Source organism: Pseudomonas sp. PvP001 (assembly GCF_040546375.1).
GTDB classification, from domain to species: domain Bacteria; phylum Pseudomonadota; class Gammaproteobacteria; order Pseudomonadales; family Pseudomonadaceae; genus Aquipseudomonas; species Aquipseudomonas coleopterorum.
On sequence record NZ_JBEPNQ010000001.1, the window covers coordinates 1,602,385 to 1,624,511 of the forward strand.

Here is a 22,127-nt window from a genome sequence, read left to right on the forward strand (position 1 = left end):
AGATCGAAGCTTGACCGGGCACACAGATGATAAGCATTATCATCTACTGCTCTCTGGTCGGGTACTCTCGTGAGTCAATCACGTTTCAATTCTGTATTCATCTCTCAACGCTTGAGCCTGCTGCGCACCCTCCAGCGCATGGTACGCAACCCCAGCACCGCCGAAGACCTGCTTCAGGAAACCTACCTGCGGGTCAACCGAGCCTTGGGCGAGCGACGTATCGAGCACCTGGAACCCTTCGTGTTTCAGACAGCGCGCAACCTGGCACTGGATTATCTGCGCTCGCGGCGGGTGCACGAGCGAACCATGGTCGAAGACGTGCCCCTCGATGTGCTACAAAGCGTTGCAGCAGTGGCCAGTAGTCCGGACGAGGTCGCCCATGCGGAGCGCCTTCTGGCCAGGCTGACCATGAGCCTTGCGCGACTGACGCCTCGCCAGCAGCGGATTTTCATCCTGAGCCGAGTGCATGGCAGCAGTTATGTGGAAATTGCCGAGGAACTGCACGTCTCGGCAAGCACCGTGCAAAAGGAATTGAAGTTGATCATGGCGATCTGCATCGGCGTCGCCCAGCGCCTGGAGGAGCATTCGTGAACCGGGAGCATCGACCTGAACGGGCGCCACTGACGCCTGCCATGGAGCAAGCCCTCGATTGGCTGATCGTCCAGCCCTGCGCCGACCCCGCCGAGCAAAGGGCATTCCAAGCCTGGCTGCTGGCCGATCCCGAACATGCCGCTGCGTTCGAGCAAGCCCGCGCCGTATGGCACGGGGCGCCTGTGCAGGACGCCGCCATGGCCCTGCAAACGCAGCGCCGAACGCCGGCCTGGCGTCGACATTGGAAACCATTGGCTGCCGCCGCGATGCTGGTGGTCGGTGTACTCAATTTCACCCAGCTGCCGCTGCGCGTACAGGCCGCTCATCTGACCCAGGTCGGCGAACGCCAGCACCTGGAGCTGGAGGACGGCTCCAAGGTGCTGCTCAACACCGATTCGGCCTTTTCCAGCCGAATCGACACCCGCCAACGCAACGCGCGCCTGTACGAAGGCGAAGCGTTTTTCGAGGTGCCGCCCAGCCGCCAACAACCCTTGCAGGTGCGAGCCGGCCCGGTGCGTGCCGATGTGCTCGACAGCGCCTTCGCCGTGAGCTACCACGATGGCCAGGCGCAAGTGCGGGTGCAGCGCGGCAACGTCGACCTCAGTGCCAGCCATGACGAGAAGGTCCGCCTGAACGCCGGCGACAGTATCCGCATCGGCCCCAAGGGGTTCGGCACGCGCGAGCGGCTCGATCCGCAGAAGGATCTGGCCTGGGTCCAGGGCCGGCTGATCTTCGAGAACTGCCCCATGGGCGAGGTGCTTGCCGAACTGCGGCGCTATTACCCGGGGTGGATCATCAACACCGACAAGAAGCTCGAGCAGGTGGCGGTGACCGGCAATTACCGCCTGGACAATCCGCTCGATGTGGTTCGCTCGTTGGCCCAGGTGACGTCGGCGCAAGTGCGGGAGTTTCCGGCACTGGTGATCTTGAACTGAAGGGCGCGACATTCCGGCAGGCCGGCACCCCGCATAATTATTTTTACGCTGTAGCGCTTCCCCATCCGTCTAGTCATAGCCAATGCAACTGATTCGCATTCGAATCAGTGACACTATAACGACACGCGACAGGGAGCGCTTTCGATGTCCACAGGTTTCACTCGTCCAACGTTCCACCACTCGGTGCTCGCCGCCGCCCTGCTGCTGGCCGCCCTGCCTGCCGTGGGCAGTGCAGCGGAGCCGACACTGAGCAGCGCCCGCAACAGTGTCAGTCACTCCTTCAGCATCGCCCAGCAACCGCTGACGTCGGCCTTGAACGGCTTCAGCTCCACGACGGGATGGCAAGTCGGACTGCCCGCCGAGCTCGCTCGGGACGTTGTCTCACCCGGCGCACGCGGCAACCTGACGCCGGAACAGGCACTGGATCGACTGCTCGCGGGAACAGCGCTGCGCTACCGGAAAATCAGCGCCAACAATGTCGTGCTCGAGCGCAGTCCGCCGGGTGCCGTGATCGCCCTGCAACAGATGACCGTCAGCGCCACCCGCCAGGAACAGAGCGCCGACAACGTACCAAGCACGGTCAGCGTGCAGGGCCGCACGCAGCTGGACCGCGACAACGTCAACACGATTCAGGATGTGGTGCGTTACGAACCGGGCGTCTCAGCGGGCGGCACCGGCCTGCGCAGTGGCATCACCGGCTACAACATTCGCGGCATCAATGGCGACCGCATCCTCACCCAGGTCGATGGCGTCGAAGTGCCGGACAGCTTCTTCAACGGCCCCTATGCGCAAACCGGGCGCAACTACGTAGACCCGGAAATCGTCAAGCACGTGGAAATCCTGCGCGGGCCGGCGTCTTCTTTGTACGGCAGCAGTGCCATCGGCGGGGTGGTCAGCTACTACACCCTGGACCCGGAAGACATCATCAAACCGGGCAAGGACATCGGCGCGCGCCTGAAGACCGGCTACAGCTCGGCAGACGAGAGCTGGCTGAACTCGGCCACCGTGGCCGGCCGTACGGGTGACTTCGACGCTTTGCTGCATGTGAGCCAGCGCAACGGGCATGAAACCGAGTCCCACGCAGATCACAACACTACCGGCCTGAGCCGCACCGCAGCCGACCCCAAGGACGTGCGCTCCACCAATGTCCTGGCCAAGCTGGGCTGGAACTATACCGACGACGCTCGATTCGGGCTCACCTACGAAAAATACAAGGACGACCGCGACGTCGACCTGAAAAGCGCCTATGGCGGCCCGTACGTCAATGGCAGGCCGATGAATTTCTATCGATCGCGCGGGGGCAATGACACGATCACCCGCGAACGCTTCGGCTTGAACCACGACTTCGGCCTGGACAGCGTCGTGGCCGATCACATCAAGTGGAGCCTGAACTACCAGATCGCCAAGACCGACCAGCACACCGAAGAACACTATGTCGTTCCACGCACACGCGATGTGCTGCGAGCGCGTGACACTTTGTACAAAGAGCGCCAGTTGGTGTTCGACCTGCAATTGGACAAAGCCTTCCAGGCCGGACAAACCGATCACCTGCTGACCTACGGCACGAACATCCGCCAGCAGAAGGTCACCGGCTCGCGCAGCGGCTACGGGACCTGCCTGACCGTGATGGGCAGCTGCCGGTCCATCGGCGCCGACAGTTCGACCGATCGCCTGGTCAAGTCCAGCGACTTCCCCGACCCGACCATCAACACCTACAGCCTGTTCGCCCAGGACGAGATCCGCTGGAACCAGTGGACCTTTCTGCCCAGCGCGCGCTATGACTACACCAAGCTCAAGCCCCGCCTGACCGATGAATTCCTGCGCACGGTCAACCCCACAGGTGAATACACCGTGACCGACAGCGAGCGGAACTGGCACCGGTTGTCGCCCAAGCTGGGCGTGACCTACGACTTCGATGACCACTACACCTGGTACGGGCAGTATGCCGAAGGCTTCCGCACGCCCTCGGCCAAGGCGCTGTACGGCAGCTTCGAAAACCTGGGCGCAGGCTATACGGTCCAGCCCAATCCGGATCTGGATCCAGAGAAAAGCAGAAGCTATGAAACCGGTCTGCGCGGCAAATTCGAATCGGGCACCTTCGACATCGCGGTGTTCTACAACCAGTATCGCGATTTCATCAATGAGGATGCGGTCACCCCCGGGGCGACGTCCGCAGTGTTCCAGAGCAACAACATCAAGCATGCCACCATCAAGGGCGTCGAGCTCAAGGGCCGCTTGAACCTGGACAGCTTCGGTGCACCGCAAGGTCTCTACAGCCAAGGGGCCATTGCGTACGCCCATGGCAAGAACGAAGACAACGGCCAACCGATCAACAGCGTCAATCCACTCAAGGGTGTCTTCGGCCTGGGCTACGAGCAGCAGCAGTACGGTGGCCTGCTCAGCTGGACGCTGGTCAAGCGGCAGAACCGCGTGGACAGCAGCGCGTTCAAGTCGCCGGACGGCAGTGGTGTGTTCAAAACGCCTGGCTTCGGCATCCTCGACCTGGCCGGTTACTACAAGGTCACCGACGACGTCACCGTCAACGCCGGCCTGTACAACCTCACCGACAAGAAATACTGGCTATGGGACGATGTGCGCAGTTATGACGGAGTGGGCGAAGCGGCGGTGACATCACCCGCCAACCTCGACCGTCTCACGGCTCCCGGTCGTAATTTCGCGATCAATCTGGTTTGGGACATCTGATAATGGCACTGTAGGGGCAGATAACCGCTGCCCCTGTGGTGGGATTTTTTTACGGTCCGCTGTGAGTCGATTCGTCTCGTCTACACAGCACCGCATTTTTCAAGGAATTCGCAATGACCGTCACCGAGCACACTCAGGACCACGCCCCACTGCGCTCCGCCCGCTTGCGCGCGATCAGCCAGGCGTTGCACGACAGCCTGGAAAATACCGTGGCCCGCTACGCCCCCTTCGATACGCCGGAAAGCTATGCGCGTTTTCTTCAGATGCAGTACCTGTTCCAGTCGGAACTGCAGCACCTGTACAACGATCCCGCCCTGATCGCCTTGTTTCCCGACCTGCCCGGGCGCTGCCGCGCAGAGGCGGCCAAGGCCGACCTGATCGATCTGGGCGTGGCCATCCCGCAGCCTGTTCCGGGCGCCCTCAGCGAGCCCAGCCGGGCGACGGCGCTGACCTGGATTCGTGTCTCCGAAGGGTCTAAACTCGGCGCCGCTATCCTGATCAAGCGGGCCAACGCCCTGGGCTACACGGAGAGTTTCGGTGCTCGCCATCTGGCCGAACCCGAAGGCGGACGCGGCAAGGGCTGGAAAGCCTTCAACGCAATCTTCGATGCCCTGCCCTTCAGCCCGAGCGAAGAAGCGGAAGCCGACCAGGCGGCCAACGACGCGTTCGCGCGCTTGCAGGTGCTGCTGCAACACACCTACGCCGATCATCGGGACACGGCGCCGGCTTGAAACCCGACTGTATGGAACTCATGGACAACCCTCGCCCGCTCCCCTCAAAGATGGCCCGCGTGCTTTACGGCCTGCTCGCCTATACCAGCCTGATCATCGGGCTGATCGCGATCGTGGTGCCGGGGTTGCCCACCACCGAGTTCATCCTGCTGGCCGCGTGGGCGGCAACCAAAAGCTCGCCACGTCTCAGCGCCTGGCTTGAGAACCACAAGTTGTTCGGCCCCATGCTGCACAACTGGCGCAATGGCAAGGTGATCACGCGCCGGACCAAGGTCAGCGCCACCGTCAGCATGGTGATCTGCTCGCTGGTGATGTGGTTCACCCTCAAGCAACACTGGCCGGTCTACGCCGCCATCGCGGGCATGGTGCTGGTCAACCTTTGGATCTGGTCGCGACCCGAACGCGTCACTGCCGAGCGCTGACCCACAGCCTCGGCCCTACAGCTTTGAGCCATGGCAAGGCATACTGCCTGCCTCCGCTGTCCAGAATGCACGAACCCCATGCGTATCCACGTCAGCTTCATCGACCGTGTCGGCATCACCCAGGAAGTGCTGGCATTGCTTGGCGCTCGCAATCTCAACCTCGATGCCGTCGAGATGGTCCCACCCAACGTCTACATCGATGCGCCGACGCTCAGCCCGCTGGTCCTGGAAGAGCTGCACGATGCCCTGTTCCGGGTAAAGGGTGTGGAAGATGTGCGTGTGGTCGACATCCTGCCGGGACAGCGCCGGCATCTGCAGCTCGAAGCCCTGCTCGCCGCCATGGCCGATCCAGTGCTGGCGCTGGACAGTGCCGGCAATGTTCTGCTGGCCAACCCGGCCTTGGTCGAGCTGTATGGTCGCGAGCCGGCCGGGCAGTCGGTGGCCGATCTGTTCGCCGATCCGGCCCTGCTCGGTTCCCTGTTGGAACAGGGGTTCCGACTGCCACTGCGCGAGGTCAACCTGAATGGCCAGACGCTGCTGCTCGATGCCACACCCATCACCGACGCAGGTGCCTTGCTGACGCTTTACCCGCCCAACCGCATGGGTGAACGGCTGGCCGCCCTGCACCACGACCATGCCGAGGGATTCGATTCGCTGCTGGGTGACTCTGCACCCATTCGTGCGCTGAAAGCTCGGGCGCAGCGCGTCGCGGCTCTGGATGCGCCTTTATTGATCCAGGGCGAAACCGGCACCGGCAAGGAACTGGTGGCACGTGCCTGCCATGCCGTCAGCGCGCGCCACGGGGCGCCATTCCTGGCTCTCAATTGCGCCGCCCTGCCGGAGAACCTCGCCGAGAGCGAGCTGTTCGGCTACGCCCCCGGCGCCTTCACGGGTGCCCAGCGAGGTGGCAAGCCGGGGCTGATGGAGTTGGCCCACCAGGGCACGGTGTTCCTCGATGAAATCGGTGAAATGTCGCCGTACCTGCAAGCCAAACTGCTGCGCTTTCTCAACGACGGCAGCTTTCGCCGGGTCGGCGGCGACCGCGAGGTCAAGGTCAATGTGCGCATCCTCAGCGCCACCCACCGCAATCTGGAGCAGATGGTGGCCGAAGGGGCGTTTCGGGAAGACTTGTTCTACCGTCTCAACGTGCTCAACCTGAATGTGCCGCCGCTGCGCGAGCGCGGCGAAGACATTCTGTTGCTGGCACGATATTTCATGCAGCAGGCCTGCACGCAGATTCAGCGGCCGATGTGCCGGCTGACGACCAATACCTATCCTGCCTTGCTGGGCAATCATTGGCCGGGCAATGTCCGGCAGTTGCAGAACGTGATCTTTCGCGCCGCTGCCGTCTGCGAGAGCAATACGGTGGATATCGGCGATCTGGATATTGCCGGTACCCGCGTGACCCACCGCAACGACGGTGAGGCGGTCAGTCTGGAGCAGGCGGTGGGTGCCTACGAAAAAGCGCTGTTGGAAAAGCTGTACCCCAGCTACCCGTCGAGCCGCCAATTGGCCAGTCGTCTGCAGACGTCACATACGGCCATTGCCAACCGGTTACGCAAATACGGTATCGGTAGCGCATCCTGACACGTGACATGGCCTGCGCTGTATCGATTCCGATACACCGTACGCAATCCAATACACTCTTGTCTGATGCGCTCTGTAGCAGCGGCGCAAGCCGCGTCCGGGCTCACCGAGGTGTATTCGACAGACCGCATTGGCCGCCGACGCGGCTTGCGCCGCTGCTACAGGGGTTGTCGCGGGGAATGGACCAGTGCGGTGCGTAGCGTTTTCGTTACAGCCACTCTGCTGCTGGACGTGGGCCATCTGCCTGAAGGCCTTGAAGTGTGTGGCTTCGAGAAATCTGGCAACCATCTTGCTAAGTAACCGCCATTGCTGAACCCCAAATCATTGCGGAGTTTCCATGAGCGAGTTGCGTTTCACCGTCGAACACGAATGGCTACGCCTCGAAGCCGACGGCAGCGTCACAGTCGGCATCACCCCTTTTGCCCAGAACGCCTTGGGCGATGTCGTGTTCGTGCAGTTGCCCGAACTGGCACACCACGCGCGCGATGCCGAGGTTTCGGTGCTGGAATCGGTGAAGGCTGCCAGCAGCATCAACATGCCGCTCGATGGCGAGATCGTCGAGGTCAACGCAGCGCTCGATGCCGCCCCGGAACTGGTCAATCAGGACCCACTGGCACAGGGCTGGTTCTTCCGCTTCATCCCCGATGACCTGGACCAGGTTCACGCCTTGCTCGACCAGCCCGCCTACGACAACCTGATCGCCGCCCAAGGCTGAGGACCGACCATGACTCGCGCCATTGCACTGCACACCGACAACGAATTCATCGCCCGCCACATCGGCCCCGGCCCTGCCGACGAGCAGGCCATGCTCGATTTTCTCGGCTACGAGAACCTGGACGCGCTGAGCGCCAGCGTCATCCCCGAAAGCATCAAGGGCACCAGCGTGCTCGGTCTGTCTGCCGGGCAGAGCGAAGCCGATGCCCTGGCCGCCATCAAGGCCATTGCCCAGCAGAACCAACTGTTCAAGAACTACATCGGTCAGGGCTATTACAACACCCATACGCCTGCGCCGATTCTGCGCAACCTGCTGGAAAACCCTGCTTGGTACACGGCCTACACGCCGTATCAGCCGGAAATTTCCCAGGGCCGCCTGGAAGCGCTGCTGAACTTCCAGACCCTGATCAGCGACCTGACCGGCTTGCCCATCGCCAATGCCTCGCTGCTCGATGAAGCGACCGCGGCTGCCGAAGCCATGACCTTCTGCAAACGCCTGAGCAAGAACAAGGGCAGCCAGCGCTTCTTCGCCTCCAGCCACTGCCATCCGCAGACCCTGGCCGTGCTGATCACCCGCGCCGAGCCCTTGGGCATCGAGGTGGTCGTCGGCGACGAGCACGAGCTCGCCGACACCGACGGCTTCTTTGGCGCACTGCTGCAGTACCCCGCCAGCAACGGCGACATTTTCGATTACCGCGAACTGGTCGAGCGCTTCCACGCCGGCAACGCTCTGGTGGCCGTGGCCGCGGACCTGCTGGCCTTGACCCTCCTCAGCCCGCCAGGTGAATTCGGTGCCGACGTGGCCATCGGCAGCGCCCAGCGTTTTGGCGTGCCGTTGGGTTTCGGCGGCCCGCATGCGGCGTACTTCTCCACCCGCGACAGCTTCAAACGCGACATGCCAGGCCGTCTGGTCGGCGTGTCGGTGGACCGCCACGGCAAGAGCGCCCTGCGCCTGGCCATGCAGACTCGCGAGCAGCATATCCGCCGCGAGAAGGCCACCAGCAACATCTGCACGGCGCAGGTCCTGCTGGCCAACATCGCCAGCATGTACGCGGTCTACCACGGCCCGGCCGGCCTGATCCAGATCGCTCGGCGCACCCATCAGCTCACCGCCATCCTGGCGCGCGGCCTGACGCAACTGGGCGTGCGCGTCGAGCAGCAGCATTTCTTCGACACCCTGACCCTTGCCACCGGCAACGCGACCGAGCGCCTGCATGAGCAGGCCCGTGCCGCGGGTATCAATCTGCGCGAGGTCGATGCCGAGCGCGTGGGCATCTCGCTGGACGAGACCACCCGCCAGGCCGATGTGGAAGCGCTGTTCGCGCTGTTCCACAACGAAAGCACCCAGGTGACCTTCCGGACCCTGGCCGACGAAGTCACCGATCAACTGCCCGAAGCCCTGCTGCGTCAGTCGGCGATCCTGCAACATCCGGTCTTCAACCGCTATCACTCGGAAACCGAGCTGATGCGCTATCTGCGCCGCCTGGCCGACAAGGACCTGGCCCTGGATCGCACCATGATCCCGCTGGGCTCCTGCACCATGAAGCTCAACGCCGCCAGCGAGATGATCCCGGTGACCTGGGCCGAATTCGGCCAGTTGCACCCTTTCGCACCGGCTGCGCAGAGCCAGGGCTATCAGCTGCTGACCGATGAGCTGGAGAGCATGCTGTGCGCCGCCACCGGTTACGACTCCGTGTCCCTGCAGCCCAACGCCGGTTCCCAGGGTGAGTACGCCGGGCTGCTGGCGATTCGGGCCTACCACCAAAGCCGCGGCGAAGCGCACCGCGACATCTGCCTGATTCCGTCCTCGGCCCACGGCACCAATCCGGCCACGGCGCACATGGCCGGGATGCGCGTGGTGGTCACCGCCTGCGACGCGCGCGGCAACGTCGACATCGAAGACCTGCGCGCCAAGGCCATCGAGCACAGCGACAAGCTGGCAGCCCTGATGATCACCTACCCGTCCACCCATGGCGTGTTCGAGGAAGGTATCCGCGAGATCTGCGCGATCATCCACGACCACGGTGGCCAGGTGTACATCGATGGCGCCAACATGAATGCCATGGTGGGCCTGTGCGCGCCGGGCAAGTTCGGCGGCGACGTGTCCCACCTGAACCTGCACAAGACCTTCTGCATTCCCCATGGCGGTGGCGGTCCGGGTGTCGGCCCGATCGGCGTGAAAGCGCACCTGGCTCCGTTCCTGCCCGGCCATGCGGCCCTGGAACGCAAGGAAGGCGCCGTTTGCGCAGCGCCGTTCGGCAGCGCCAGCATCCTGCCGATCACCTGGATGTACATCCGCATGATGGGCGGCGACGGCCTCAAGCGCGCCTCCCAGGTGGCCATCCTCAATGCCAACTACATCGCCCGGCGCCTGGAGCAGCACTACCCGATCCTCTACGCCGGCAGCAACGGCCTGGTGGCCCACGAGTGCATCCTCGACGTGCGTCCGCTCAAGGACAGCAGCGGCATCAGCGTCGATGACGTCGCCAAGCGCCTGATCGACTTCGGCTTCCACGCCCCGACCATGTCGTTCCCGGTGGCGGGCACCCTGATGATCGAGCCGACAGAAAGCGAATCGATGGAAGAACTCGACCGCTTCTGCAACGCCATGGTCCAGATCCGCGAAGAAATTCGCGCGGTCGAGGAAGGCCGTCTGGATCGCGACGACAACCCGCTGAAGAATGCGCCGCACACGGCCGCCGAGTTGGTCGGCGAATGGACCCACGCCTACAGTCGTGAACAGGCGGTCTACCCGCTGCCGACCTTGCTGGAAAACAAGTACTGGCCACCCGTCGGCCGAGTCGACAACGTTTTCGGCGACCGCAACCTGGTGTGTGCCTGCCCTTCCATCGAAGCCTATCAGCAAGCGTGATGACGGCGGCGCGCGGTCTTGATTGCCGCGCGCCCTGTTGCGCAAGGAATGACTATGTCCGATACCCCCCTGCAAACAACCCCGCTGCATGCGCTGCACCTGGAACTGGGCGCGCGCATGGTGCCCTTCGCCGGCTACGACATGCCGGTGCAGTACCCACTGGGCGTCATGAAAGAACATCGACACACCCGGGCCCAGGCCGGCCTGTTCGATGTGTCGCACATGGGCCAGATTCGCCTGACCGGCGCCGACGCCGCCAAGGCCCTTGAAACGCTGGTGCCGGTGGACATCATCGACCTGCCGGTGGGCATGCAGCGCTATGCACTGTTCACCAACGAACAGGGCGGCATTCTCGACGACCTGATGGTGGCGAACCTGGGCAACGACACCCTGATGCTGGTCGTCAACGCTGCCTGCAAGGACCAGGACCTGGCACACCTGCAACAGCATTTGAGCGGCCGTTGCACGATCGAAGCCCTGTTCGATTCACGTGCACTGCTGGCGCTTCAGGGCCCGGCGGCGGTCACGGTGCTGGCACGTCTGGCCCCGGAAGTCGCGCAGATGACGTTCATGCAATTCGCCAGCGTCAAGCTGCTCGGCGTGGACTGCTACGTGAGTCGCTCGGGTTACACCGGCGAGGACGGTTTCGAGATTTCCGTGCCGAACGCCCAGGCCGAACCGCTGGCGCGCGCGCTGCTGGCCGAGCCTGAAGTGGAGCCCATTGGCCTGGGCGCACGGGATTCGCTGCGACTCGAAGCAGGCCTGTGTCTGTACGGCCATGACATGGACAGCGATACCTCGCCCATCGAGGCCAGCTTGCTCTGGGCCATCTCCAAGACGCGCCGCGCCGACGGTGCGCGTGCCGGAGGTTTCCCGGGTGCAGAGGCCATCTTCGCGCAGCAAAGCGAAGGTGTTGCACGCAAGCGCGTAGGCCTGCTGCCTCAGGAACGCACACCCGTACGCGAGGGTGCTCCCATCCTGAATGCCGAAGGTGTTGAAGTCGGTCGCGTCTGCAGTGGCGGTTTCGGCCCGACCCTGGATGCTCCGGTTGCCATGGGCTACGTGGAGGCCAGCGCAGCGGCGCTGGACAGCCCGCTCAGTGCCATCGTGCGTGGCAAGCCCGTGCCCATGAAAGTTGCCAAGATGCCGTTCGTGCCGCAACGCTATTATCGGGGCTGAGTGCAACCTGGCACATCGATGCACTCTGGCTAACAGCCGCTGCTGGTAGATAAAAACTATGACGCGAAGCAAAAGCGTCATAGTTCCAACACATCTTATTGCACTATTTCCGTTGTTCTAACTCAATGACGCCAAGTGTATGCACCTCGTGCACGAACTTGGGGCAACGCCCCGAACAGGGCCTGAAATGCGGCACAAAAAGGTCTGAACGTGACGGTTGCGAGGGCTTGTTTTTCGCGCTGAAGTTAGCGTAAAGTTTCCCCACTGTGTTTGCATGGGTCGCTTGGATCGTGACCTGGGCAGTAGCGCTGATGACTGCTACAACCCGTTCGACGTCTCTTAACTTTCCTGCAAATCAGCCCAGTACTCTTTCATGTGAAAGACGCTGTTAATACTTCTAGGTTTCAAGGAAATTAAGCTATGTCGAATCGTCAAAGCGGTACCGTCAAGTGGTTCAACGACGAAAAAGGTTTCGGTTTCATTACGCCTGAAAGCGGTCCAGACCTGTTCGTTCACTTCCGCGCCATTCAAGGCAACGGCTTCAAGAGCCTGAAGGAAGGCCAAAAGGTCACCTTCGTGTCCGTGCAGGGCCAGAAAGGCCTGCAGGCTGACGAGGTTCAAGCCGAGGCTTGATTCGAGCGTCGCCCAAAAGCCCCAGCGCTGATAGCCTGGGGCTTTTTTGTGGGCGCTCGACTGGCGTCGACTGTTTCCCCTTCCAAGGATTCTCGATGGCACCCGATGTCGTGAACGCTATACAGCAGCCGACGCCGGCAACCTTGGCTCGTCGCCTGGCTGCGGCAGCCTACGATCTGATTCTGTTGGTAGCCCTGCTGATGGTCGCCACCGCGCTGTACAAGCTGGGACAAATGCTCTGGTACGGCGAAGCTCACCTGCGCGCCCTGTCCGAGGCAGGCGCCTTGGATCATGACCGATGGCTTTCACTGCTGCTGGCAAGCCTGTCGTTCGCCTTCTTCGCCTGTTTCTGGACCCGCACCGGACAGACCCTGGGCATGCAGGCCTGGGGTATCCGCGTGCAAAGTGTCGACGGTAGCCCGCTCGGCCTGGGCCAGGCGCTGCTGCGGTTTGTCCTGGCGATGTTGTCGTGGCTATGCCTGGGGATCGGCTGGTGGTGGATGCTGTTCGATCGACGCCAGCGCACTTGGCACGATCTGGGATCGCGCAGCCGGGTAGTGCGGATGGCCCAACGAAAAACCGGCCACTGAGGGCCGGTTTTCTGTATGGCTGTGCTTGCGCTAACCGGCGCGTCGCAACAGCCAGATCCCTGCCACGGCGCAGATCGCTGCAGGCAGGACCACTGCCAGCAGCGGTGGGAAGCCGAATACCAGGCTCGATGGCCCGAGCAGGTCCTGGGCGATGCGGAACACGAAGCCCACCAGCACGCCGGTGAACACGCGCTGGCCCAGGGTGACCGAGCGCAACGGACCGAAGATGAACGAGATGGCCATCAACACCAGCGCTGCCGTGACCAGCGGTTGCAAGACCTTCACCCAGAACGCCAACCAGTACTGACCGTTGTTCAGCCCTTGATCGGCGAGGTAGTGGATGTAGCCCCACAGACCTGAAATCGACAGCGCTTCGGGCGCAACAATGACCGTGCTGAGCAACTGTGGGGTCAGAGAGACCTCCCAGCGCTCGTCAGCAGCCTTGACCACTTCGCTGCGATCACTGTGAAAGAGCGTGGTGGTGACATCGCTCAACTGCCAATGATCGCCATCGTACTGCGCCTTGCGGGCGAAGCTGGCGCTGAGCATGTGGCGCTGGTCGTCGAAGCGGTAACGGGTGACCCCGTACAGCAGGCCTCGTGGCTGCACCGTGTTGATGTGGATGAATTCGTCACCCTGGCGGTGCCACATGCCGTGCTTGCCGCTCTGCGCATCACCGCTGCCCTGAGCCAGGGAGCGCTCGGCCTGAGCCTTGTCTTCTGCAGGTGGGGCAACGTATTCACCCACCAGCACGCCCACGATCATCAACACCAGCATGGGCTTCATCACCGCCCAGACGATCCGCCCCACCGACACGCCGGCCGCGCGCATGATGGTCAGTTCACTGCTGCTGGCCAGGCTGCCGAGGCCGATCAGACAGCCGATCAGGGCCGCCATCGGCAGCATGTCGTAGACCCGTCGCGGCGCCGTCAGGGCAACGTACTTGCCGGCATCGACCAATGTGTAGGTGTCGCTGATATCGCCCATCTCGTCGATGAAGGCGAACAGCGAGGCCAGCCCGAGGATGATCCCCAGCACGGCCAGAATGGCGACCGCGACGCTCTTGCCGATGTAGCGATCGAGCTTAACCACGGGTCACCCCCTTGGCACGGCGGCTGGCACGGGCCAGCTTCATGGGTTCCCAATACATCAACAGCAGGCCGATGGCCAGGAACAGCGCGTGCACCCACCACATGCCAAGGGCTGCGGGCAGCCGGCCTTTTTCCATGGCGCTGCGCGCGGCGATGAGCAGGGTCAGATAGGCCATGTACAGAAGGATCGCCGGTAGCAATTTGAGGAAGCGGCCCTGGCGCGGGTTGACCCGCGACAACGGGACTGCCATCAGAGTCACGATGAACACCAGTATGGGCAGCGACAGGCGCCACTGCAGTTCGGCGCGAGGCCGTGGGTCATTGCTGCCCCACAGCTCACCGGTAGGGATGGCTTCGCGATCGGTGATGTCACTGCTTACGTCCGGCTTGGGCAGAAGCACACCGTAGGTGTCGTACTGGATGGCGCGGTAGTTGGCTTCGCCCGGGTTGCCGTCGTAACGGAAGCCGTTTTCCAGGATCAGGTAGCGGTTGCCGTCGGCACGCACTTCCTGGCGGCCCTTCTCGGCCACGAGCACGGAAATGCCACGATCCTTGGACTTGTCCTGGGACATGCGCTTCTCGGAGATGAACACGCCACTGAGGTCGACGCGGTTTTCCGAGAGGCTCTGGGTGTAGGTGACCCGGGTACCATCGCGCAACGCCTGGAAGCGACCCGGCACCAAAGTGTCGAACTCGGTCATGGCGTCCTGCTGGTTGATGATCGTGGCGACCTGGGCGACGCCTTGCGGGGCGAGACTCAGGCTCAGCCAGGCCACCAGCAGGGCGACCAACGCCGCCGGGGCCATGGTGATCGCCAGCAGTCGCTGCTGGCTCATGCCGGTGGCGGACAGCACGGTCATCTCGCTTTCCAGGTACAGGCGCCCGTACGCCAGCAGGATGCCCAGAAACAGGCCCAGCGGCAGGATCAGCTGCAGGAAGCCCGGCAGGCGGAAGCCCATGATCATGAACAGCACGCCGGGGTCGAGGATCCCTGACGCCGCCTGGGCCAGGTACTTGATGAAGCGCCCGCTCATGATGATCACCAGGAGCACCGCACTCACGGCTGCTCATTGTGATCATGACCTCACGGGACAGATAACGGAAAACGATCAAACCAGACACTCCAGGGTCGTCGCGCGCAGGCAGCCCGACAGGGGAACGTAGCAGCCAGGACAGGGGCCGGCCCGCAGGAGCGGGCCAGGTAAAAAAGTCGCCGCATTATCCTGTGAAAGGCTGTGCCTGTCACTTAACAGCGGCATTGGATGGACAATTACCACCATGCAAAGGTTGCGAGGGGGCTGGGGCTGGGGTCAAACTGGACGCTTTCGCGCGAACCGTCTTGCGCAAGCATCGACCTAGAATCAGGGGTTCTGGATATGGAATTGGTTGTAAAGAGCGTTGCTGCCGAATCGATTAAAACCGCGACCCTCGTCGTCGCCATCGGCGAAGAGCGCGCACTGGGCGCCATTGCCAGCAAGATCGACGGCCTGAGCGGCGGTTTGATCAGCGCTGCACTCAAGCGTGGCGACATCGTCGGTCGTGCTGGCCAGACCCTGTTGCTGCCGGGCGTACCTGCACTCAAGGCCGAACGCCTGCTGCTGGTGGGCAGCGGCAAGGACGAAGAACTGGCCGACCGCCCATGGCGCAAGCTGGCCAGCGCTGCCTACGGCGCATTGAAGAACCTGGGCGGCAGCGATGCCGTGTTCGCTTTCGACGAGCTGACCGTCAAGGGTCGTGACGCCTACGGCCGAACCCGCCTGCTGGCAGAGACCCTGATCGATGGCGAATACGTGTTCGATCGCTTCAAGAGCAAGAAAGCCGATCCGCGTGCCCTGCAGAAAATCACCCTGCTGACCGGGAAATCCAGCCAGGCCGACGTCGAGCGCGCCGTGACCCATGCCAAGGCCATCGCCAGCGGCATGAGCTTCACCAAGGACCTGGGCAATCTGCCGCCCAACCTGTGCCACCCCAGCTTCCTGGCCGAAGCCGCCAAGAGCCTGAGCAAGGCGCACAAGAACCTCAAGGTCGAGATCCACGACGAGAAGAAGCTCAAGGAACTGGGCATGGGCGCGTTCCTGGCCGTCGCTCAGGGCAGCGCACAGCCGCCACGCCTGATCGTGCTCAACTATCAGGGCGCGAAGAAATCCGAGCAGCCGTACGTGCTGGTGGGTAAAGGCATCACCTTCGACACCGGTGGCATCAGCATCAAGCCAGCGGCCGGCATGGACGAGATGAAGTACGACATGTGCGGTGCGGCCAGCGTGTTCGGCACCCTGCGCGCCGTGCTGGAACTGGAACTGCCGATCAACCTGGTGTGCCTGATGGCCTGCGCCGAGAACATGCCCAGTGACCGTGCGACACGCCCTGGCGACATCGTCGAGACCATGAGCGGCCAGACCGTGGAGATCCTCAACACCGACGCCGAAGGTCGTCTGGTGCTATGCGATGCCCTGACCTACGCCGAGCGTTTCAACCCGCGCGCGGTGATCGACATCGCCACCCTGACCGGCGCCTGCGTCGTCGCTCTGGGCGGCCATACCACCGGCCTGATGAGCAACAACGAAGCCCTGGTCGGCCAATTGCTGGAAGCGGGCAAGCAGGCGGACGATCGTTGCTGGCAGCTGCCGCTGTTCGAGGAGTACCAGGAGCAACTGGACAGCCCGTTCGCCGACATCGCCAACATCGGTGGGCCTAAGGGCGGTGCGATCACTGCCGGCTGCTTCCTGTCCCGCTTCACCAAAGCCTATGAGTGGGCGCACCTGGACATCGCCGGTACGGCGTGGGTCAGCGGCGGCAAGGACAAGGGCGCCACCGGTCGTCCGGTGCCTCTGCTCACCCAGTACCTGCTGGATCGCGCCGGGGTGTAATGCCTCAAGTCCGCGTCGGTCTTTTCGCGGGCAGAGCCCCGCTCCCACACAAGCATGCTTCCTGTGGGAACGGGGCTCTGCCCGCGAAAAGGGCGACTCGGTCTCAAGCACCAGGAACACACCATGCCCCAAGTCGACTTCTATGTTCTGCCCACGCCCCTGCCCGCCGCACGCCTGGACTTCGCCTGCAAACTGGGCGAAAAAGCCTGGCGCCTGGGGCATCGGGTGTACGTCCATTGCACTGACGCTGCCCAGCGCGAGGCAATGGATGCACGCCTGTGGAGCTTCAAGGGTGAGAGCTTCGTCCCCCACAGCCTGGCGGAGGACGATCCGCACTCGCCCGTCACGTTGGGCATCGCTGCACAGGCGGCGGGCCATGACGACCTGCTGATCAACCTGGCCTTGAGCGTACCGAGCTTTGCCGGGCAGTTCGCCCGTATCGCTGAAATAGTGGTAGAAGACCCTGCTATTCGTCAGGCCGCCCGGGAGAGTTTTCGCTTCTACCGTGAACAAGGCTATCCTCTGCAAGACCACCGCTTATCGCGACTTTGAGCCCACGATGGACAACAACACCAAGCCTTTGCCCAAATCCGTACACCTGCTGGACGACCTCGAATCGATCCGCAAGCTGCTCGGCGACGACACCCTGCAGCCACCGCTGCTGACCGACGCCGTGGTTCGCAGCGAGCCGGATGTGCCGTTACTGTTCGAACTGCACGACGAGCCCGGGGCCGCTGCCGAAGCGCCAGCGGCGGCAACCGTTGCCCCTACCCCCGCGCAGAACCGCCAGGACACCCTGCTGCACCTGGACGCCGAACTGCGCGCCGCCGCTCAGTTGATCATGCAGGATGTGATCGACGATTTCGCGCCGCACATCGAAACCGAAATCAAGCGCCGCCTCGAGGCCCGCATGGAAAGGTTGCTGAACCAGCCCTGATCCCCTTCACCCGCCCTTCGCAGCCACGGACCGTTCGCCTACCACCGTAGGAGCGGTCATCGGCCGCGAAACAGGCGCTACGGTGTATCCGCTATACCGAATCGCGCCCATCGCGGCCACGGACCGCTCCTACGCAGCCCGCCTCCCTCCCATAGCCGCCATATCCCCGCTATACTTCCCGGCTTTCTTTGAATAAATGCCTTATAGGGTCCCGCCGCGCATGGATAAGACCTACCAGCCGCACGCTATCGAAACTTCCTGGTACCAGACCTGGGAGGCCGAGAACTACTTCGCCCCGCAAGGTGCCGGCGACTCCTACACCATCATGATCCCGCCGCCGAACGTTACCGGCAGCCTGCACATGGGCCACGGCTTCAACAACGCGATCATGGACGCCCTGATCCGTTTCCGCCGCATGCAGGGTCGCAACACCCTGTGGCAGCCGGGTACCGACCACGCCGGTATCGCTACGCAGATGCTGGTCGAGCGTCAGATCGAAGCCCAGGGCCTGAATCGCCATGATCTGGGCCGGGAAAAATTCCTGGAAAAGATCTGGGAATGGAAAGACCAGTCCGGTGGCAACATCAGCCGCCAGATCCGTCGCCTCGGCTCGTCGGTCGACTGGAGCCGCGAACGTTTCACCATGGATGACGGCCTGTCCGAAGCGGTCAAGGAAGCCTTCGTGCGCCTGCACGAAGACGGCCTGATCTACCGCGGCAAGCGCCTGGTCAACTGGGACACCAAGCTGCACACGGCCATCTCCGATCTGGAAGTGGAAAACCACGATGAAAAGGGTTTCCTCTGGAACCTCAAGTACCCGCTGGCAGACGGCGCGAAAACCGCCGAAGGCAACGACTACCTGATCGTCGCCACCACACGCCCGGAAACCATGCTCGGCGACGCCGCGGTCGCGGTGAACCCGAACGACGAGCGCTACCAGGCATTGATCGGCAAGTTCGTCGAACTGCCCTTGGTAGGCCGTCGCATTCCGATCATCGCCGATGATTATTGCGACCCCGAGTTCGGTACTGGCTGCGTGAAGATCACCCCGGCCCACGATTTCAACGACTACGAAGTCGGCAAGCGGCACAACCTGCCGTTGCTCAACATCTTCGACAAGAATGCCAACGTTCTGCCCAGCGCTCAGGTGTTCAACCTCGACGGCACGCTGAACGACAGCGTCGACGGCACCTTGCCTGACGAATACGCCGGCCTGGACCGCTTCGAGGCCCGCAAGCAGATCGTCGCCGCGTTCGACGCCGCCGGCCTGCTGGTCAGCGTCGACGACCACGCCTTGAAAGTGCCGAAGGGCGATCGCTCCGGCACCGTCATCGAGCCCTGGCTGACCGACCAGTGGTACGTGTCCACCAAGCCGCTGGCCGAACCTGCCATCGCCGCTGTGGAAGACGGCCGCATCGCCTTCGTGCCCAAGCAGTACGAAAACATGTACTTCTCCTGGATGCGCGATATCCAGGACTGGTGCATCAGCCGCCAGCTCTGGTGGGGCCATCGCATCCCGGCCTGGTACGACGAGTCCGGCAAGGTCTACGTCGGCCGCAGCGAAGAAGAAGTGCGCAGCAAGCACGGCCTGGGCGCCGATGTGGTGCTCAACCAGGACAACGACGTGCTGGACACCTGGTTCAGTTCGGGCCTGTGGACCTTCTCCACCCTGGGCTGGCCGGAACAGACCGAGTTCCTGAAGAAATTCCACAGCACCGACGTGCTGGTCACCGGCTTCGACATCATCTTCTTCTGGGTCGCCCGGATGATCATGTTGACCATGCACCTGGTCAAGGACGAGAACGGTACGCCGCAGGTACCGTTCAAGACGGTCTACGTGCATGGCCTGGTGCGTGATGGCCAGGGCCAGAAGATGTCCAAGTCCAAGGGCAACGTGCTCGACCCGCTGGACATCATCGACGGTATCGAGCTCGAGGCCCTGGTCGAAAAGCGCACCAGCGGCATGATGCAGCCCAAGCTTGCGAAGAAGATCGAGAAGCAGACCCGCGACGAGTTCGAAGGCGGCATCGCCAGCTACGGCACCGACGCCCTGCGCTTCACCTTCTGCTCGCTGGCGTCCACCGGACGTGACATCAAGTTCGACATGGGCCGTGTCGAAGGCTATCGCAATTTCTGCAACAAGATCTGGAACGCCGCGCGCTACGTACTCGACAAGGGCGAGGACAGCGGTCAGAACGGCGAGGCCTACGAGCTCTCGCTGGCCGATCGCTGGATCATCTCGCAGTTGCAGCGCACCGAAGCCGAAGTGACGCGTCATCTGGATCAGTTCCGTTTCGACCTGGCCGCCCAGGCACTCTATGAGTTCATCTGGAACCAGTATTGCGACTGGTACCTGGAGCTGTCCAAGCCGGTGCTGTGGGACGAGAACGCTCCGGTGGAGCGCCAGCGCGGTACCCGCCGTACTCTGGTGCGCGTGCTGGAAGTGGCGTTGCGCCTGGCGCATCCGTTCATGCCGTTCATTACCGAAGAAATCTGGCAGCGTCTGGCGCCGCTCGCCGGTGTGCAGGGCAAGACGATCATGCTGCAGCCTTGGCCAGTGGCCAACGAAAGCCGCATCGATACCGCCGCCGAAGACGATATCGAGTGGCTCAAGGGCCTGATGCTCGGCGTGCGCAACATTCGCGGCGAGATGAACATCGGTCCGGGCAAGCCGCTGGCGTTGTTCCTCAAGAACACCGGCAGCCAGGACCAGCGTCGTCTGCAGGAAAACGATGCCTTGCTCAAGAAGCTCGCCAAGCTGGAGTCCATCACCGTGCTGGACGATGGCCAGGAAGCGCCTCTGAGCGCTACTGCGCTGGTCGGTGAATTGGAAGTGCTGGTGCCCATGGCCGGACTGATCGACAAGGACGCCGAACTGGCTCGCCTGGACAAGGAGATCCAGCGCCTGAACGGTGAAGTCGCTCGCGTGGGCGGCAAGCTGTCCAATGCAGCCTTCGTCGACAAGGCACCACCTGCCGTCATCGACAAAGAGCGCGCCAAACTGGCCGAAGCCGAACAGGCACTGACCAAGCTGGCCGAACAGCACGCGCGGATCGCCAGCCTGTAATCCGTCTGCTGGCCTCTTCGCGGGCACAGCCCACTCCCACAAGGGTGTTGTGTGGGAGCGGGCTCTGCCCGCGAAGAGGCCCGCGCCCCACCGGTACTCTCCCCATGTCCACCCCGCCAAAACCCACCCTGCACCCGCGCAATCGCCACCAGGGTCACTACGACTTCCCGCAATTGATCAAGAGCCATCCGGACCTTGCCCGGTTCGTCATCCTCAACCCGTATGGCAAGCAAAGCATCGACTTCGCCGATCCTGCGGCGGTGAAGGTGTTCAACCGGGCGTTGCTCAGGACCCTCTATGGCATTCAGCACTGGGACATCCCGGACGGCTACCTGTGTCCGCCCATACCCGGACGGGCCGACTATCTGCACTGCCTGGCCGACCTGCTGGCCGAAAGCAACGGTGGCGAGATTCCGCGGGGCGCCGGCGTCAGGGCGCTCGACGTGGGTGTAGGTGCCAACTGCATCTATCCCCTGCTGGGCCACAGTGACTATCGCTGGCAATTCGTGGGCTCCGACATCGACCCGGTGGCACTGGCCTCGGCCAACACCATCGTGCAGGCCAACAAACTGGGCAAGGCCATTTCACTGCGCCAGCAGACGCAGCCCCGACAGATTCTCCAGGGACTGCTGGGCCGCGAAGAACGGTTCGCCGTGACCCTGTGCAATCCGCCCTTCCACGCGTCGTTGCAGGAAGCGACCCGCGGCAGCCAGCGCAAATGGCGCGCGCTGGGCAAGGCCGATCCCAAGCGCAAGTTGCCCGTGCTCAACTTTGGCGGTCAGAACAACGAGTTGTGGTGTGAAGGCGGCGAGATTCGCTTCGTGACGCAGTTGATCAACGAAAGCGTGGCCGTGGGACAGCAGGTGCTTTGGTTCTCGACGCTGGTGTCCAAGGCGTCCAACCTACCGGCCATCCAGGCAGCCCTTGGCAAGGTCAATGCCGTGCAGGTCCGAGTGGTGGAAATGGGTCAAGGCCAGAAGCAAAGCCGCTTCGTCGCCTGGACCTTCCAGTCAGAGCAAGCCGGCAAAAGCTGGTTCAGCTGACTGATTCACGGCGCACTGCGGCCCCTGTGGGAGCGGGCTCTGCCCGCGAAGCAGCCACCACGTGTTGCATGCTTCGCGGGCAGAGCCCGCTCCCACAGATGCTGGTGAACCGCAGCTGAAGGTTTTCCAGGCACAAAAAAACCGCGCCCGGGTTGACCCGCGGCA

At 62.9% G+C, this 22,127-nt stretch carries 17 protein-coding genes and 1 pseudogene; 16 read left to right on the forward strand and 2 right to left on the reverse strand.

What is annotated here, in order from left to right; translation table 11 throughout:
* Positions 1 to 69: 69 nt before the first annotated feature.
* From ABMD26_RS07360 to ABMD26_RS07410, 11 genes are all read left to right on the forward strand, one after another.
* Positions 70 to 591, forward strand: a complete 522-nt coding sequence (locus ABMD26_RS07360) for an RNA polymerase sigma factor (RefSeq protein WP_134721714.1) — start codon at positions 70 to 72, stop codon at positions 589 to 591.
* Positions 592 to 632: 41 nt separating this feature from the next.
* Entirely contained in the window at positions 633 to 1,526 is an 894-nt protein-coding gene (locus ABMD26_RS07365) for a FecR family protein (RefSeq protein WP_354311806.1), read from the forward strand.
* A gap of 144 nt (positions 1,527 to 1,670) precedes the next feature.
* A complete protein-coding gene (locus tag ABMD26_RS07370; RefSeq protein WP_354308782.1) occupies positions 1,671 to 4,229 on the forward strand; it encodes a TonB-dependent receptor in 2,559 nt (852 codons plus the stop codon).
* A 113-nt stretch (positions 4,230 to 4,342) separates the two neighbouring features.
* Positions 4,343 to 4,960, forward strand: coding sequence for a biliverdin-producing heme oxygenase (locus tag ABMD26_RS07375; protein WP_192065045.1), 618 nt, complete (start codon positions 4,343 to 4,345; stop codon positions 4,958 to 4,960).
* Positions 4,961 to 4,980: 20 nt separating this feature from the next.
* Positions 4,981 to 5,382, forward strand: coding sequence for a YbaN family protein (locus tag ABMD26_RS07380; RefSeq protein WP_090361984.1), 402 nt, complete (start codon positions 4,981 to 4,983; stop codon positions 5,380 to 5,382).
* Positions 5,383 to 5,460: 78 nt separating this feature from the next.
* A complete protein-coding gene (gene gcsR / locus ABMD26_RS07385; RefSeq protein ID WP_354308785.1) occupies positions 5,461 to 6,969 on the forward strand; it encodes a transcriptional regulator GcsR in 1,509 nt (502 codons plus the stop codon).
* Between the two features lie 337 nt (positions 6,970 to 7,306).
* Positions 7,307 to 7,684: a glycine cleavage system protein GcvH gene (gene gcvH / locus ABMD26_RS07390; protein ID WP_056844953.1), complete on the forward strand. Its 378-nt coding sequence runs from the start codon at positions 7,307 to 7,309 to the stop codon at positions 7,682 to 7,684.
* Between the two features lie 9 nt (positions 7,685 to 7,693).
* Positions 7,694 to 10,555, forward strand: a complete 2,862-nt coding sequence (gcvP, locus tag ABMD26_RS07395) for an aminomethyl-transferring glycine dehydrogenase (protein ID WP_134721710.1) — start codon at positions 7,694 to 7,696, stop codon at positions 10,553 to 10,555.
* A gap of 54 nt (positions 10,556 to 10,609) precedes the next feature.
* Entirely contained in the window at positions 10,610 to 11,734 is a 1,125-nt protein-coding gene (gene gcvT, locus ABMD26_RS07400) for a glycine cleavage system aminomethyltransferase GcvT (RefSeq protein ID WP_354308787.1), read from the forward strand.
* Between the two features lie 420 nt (positions 11,735 to 12,154).
* Positions 12,155 to 12,367 carry a cold-shock protein gene (locus tag ABMD26_RS07405; RefSeq protein ID WP_049861833.1) on the forward strand — a complete coding sequence of 71 codons (213 nt, stop codon included), beginning with the start codon at positions 12,155 to 12,157 and terminating at the stop codon, positions 12,365 to 12,367.
* A 95-nt stretch (positions 12,368 to 12,462) separates the two neighbouring features.
* On the forward strand, positions 12,463 to 12,957 hold the full coding sequence (locus tag ABMD26_RS07410; protein WP_134721708.1) for an RDD family protein: 495 nt from the start codon (positions 12,463 to 12,465) through the stop codon (positions 12,955 to 12,957).
* 30 nt (positions 12,958 to 12,987) lie between these two features.
* Here the strand turns inward: ABMD26_RS07410 and lptG are convergent, their stop codons facing one another.
* Both lptG and lptF read right to left on the reverse strand, forming a co-directional pair.
* Positions 12,988 to 14,049, reverse strand: coding sequence for an LPS export ABC transporter permease LptG (gene lptG / locus ABMD26_RS07415; RefSeq protein ID WP_090356335.1), 1,062 nt, complete (start codon positions 14,047 to 14,049; stop codon positions 12,988 to 12,990).
* Positions 14,042 to 15,161 (reverse strand): annotated as a pseudogene (gene lptF, locus ABMD26_RS07420) (LPS export ABC transporter permease LptF). Before lptF ends, lptG begins: the two are co-directional and overlap by 8 nt.
* A gap of 263 nt (positions 15,162 to 15,424) precedes the next feature.
* Between lptF and ABMD26_RS07425 the strand changes: the two are divergent.
* The 5 genes from ABMD26_RS07425 (at position 15,425) to rlmF (ending at position 21,962) form a co-directional block, all read left to right on the forward strand.
* Positions 15,425 to 16,915, forward strand: a complete 1,491-nt coding sequence (locus ABMD26_RS07425) for a leucyl aminopeptidase (protein ID WP_134721706.1) — start codon at positions 15,425 to 15,427, stop codon at positions 16,913 to 16,915.
* A 123-nt stretch (positions 16,916 to 17,038) separates the two neighbouring features.
* The gene (locus tag ABMD26_RS07430; protein ID WP_049861828.1) at positions 17,039 to 17,467 is read left to right on the forward strand and encodes a DNA polymerase III subunit chi; all 429 of its coding nucleotides are present in this window, start codon (positions 17,039 to 17,041) and stop codon (positions 17,465 to 17,467) included.
* 7 nt (positions 17,468 to 17,474) lie between these two features.
* Positions 17,475 to 17,852: a hypothetical protein gene (locus ABMD26_RS07435; protein WP_056844947.1), complete on the forward strand. Its 378-nt coding sequence runs from the start codon at positions 17,475 to 17,477 to the stop codon at positions 17,850 to 17,852.
* A gap of 220 nt (positions 17,853 to 18,072) precedes the next feature.
* A complete protein-coding gene (locus tag ABMD26_RS07440; protein ID WP_354308792.1) occupies positions 18,073 to 20,919 on the forward strand; it encodes a valine--tRNA ligase in 2,847 nt (948 codons plus the stop codon).
* A gap of 104 nt (positions 20,920 to 21,023) precedes the next feature.
* The gene (rlmF, locus tag ABMD26_RS07445; RefSeq protein ID WP_354308794.1) at positions 21,024 to 21,962 is read left to right on the forward strand and encodes a 23S rRNA (adenine(1618)-N(6))-methyltransferase RlmF; all 939 of its coding nucleotides are present in this window, start codon (positions 21,024 to 21,026) and stop codon (positions 21,960 to 21,962) included.
* The last annotated feature ends 165 nt before the right edge of the window (positions 21,963 to 22,127 follow it).

Bases quoted from the DNA above. Each gene is read 5' to 3' on its own strand.
- ABMD26_RS07365 (WP_354311806.1), top strand. From the start codon at position 633: ATGGAGCAAGCCCTCGATTGGCTGATCGTCCAGCCCTGCGCCGACCCC.
- ABMD26_RS07370 (WP_354308782.1), top strand. From the start codon at position 1,671: ATGTCCACAGGTTTCACTCGTCCAACGTTCCACCACTCGGTGCTCGCC.
- ABMD26_RS07375 (WP_192065045.1), top strand. From the start codon at position 4,343: ATGACCGTCACCGAGCACACTCAGGACCACGCCCCACTGCGCTCCGCC.
- ABMD26_RS07380 (WP_090361984.1), top strand. From the start codon at position 4,981: ATGGACAACCCTCGCCCGCTCCCCTCAAAGATGGCCCGCGTGCTTTAC.
- gcsR (WP_354308785.1), top strand. From the start codon at position 5,461: ATGCGTATCCACGTCAGCTTCATCGACCGTGTCGGCATCACCCAGGAA.
- gcvH (WP_056844953.1), top strand. From the start codon at position 7,307: ATGAGCGAGTTGCGTTTCACCGTCGAACACGAATGGCTACGCCTCGAA.
- gcvP (WP_134721710.1), top strand. From the start codon at position 7,694: ATGACTCGCGCCATTGCACTGCACACCGACAACGAATTCATCGCCCGC.
- gcvT (WP_354308787.1), top strand. From the start codon at position 10,610: ATGTCCGATACCCCCCTGCAAACAACCCCGCTGCATGCGCTGCACCTG.
- ABMD26_RS07405 (WP_049861833.1), top strand. From the start codon at position 12,155: ATGTCGAATCGTCAAAGCGGTACCGTCAAGTGGTTCAACGACGAAAAA.
- ABMD26_RS07410 (WP_134721708.1), top strand. From the start codon at position 12,463: ATGGCACCCGATGTCGTGAACGCTATACAGCAGCCGACGCCGGCAACC.
- ABMD26_RS07425 (WP_134721706.1), top strand. From the start codon at position 15,425: ATGGAATTGGTTGTAAAGAGCGTTGCTGCCGAATCGATTAAAACCGCG.
- ABMD26_RS07430 (WP_049861828.1), top strand. From the start codon at position 17,039: ATGCCCCAAGTCGACTTCTATGTTCTGCCCACGCCCCTGCCCGCCGCA.
- ABMD26_RS07435 (WP_056844947.1), top strand. From the start codon at position 17,475: ATGGACAACAACACCAAGCCTTTGCCCAAATCCGTACACCTGCTGGAC.
- ABMD26_RS07440 (WP_354308792.1), top strand. From the start codon at position 18,073: ATGGATAAGACCTACCAGCCGCACGCTATCGAAACTTCCTGGTACCAG.
- rlmF (WP_354308794.1), top strand. From the start codon at position 21,024: ATGTCCACCCCGCCAAAACCCACCCTGCACCCGCGCAATCGCCACCAG.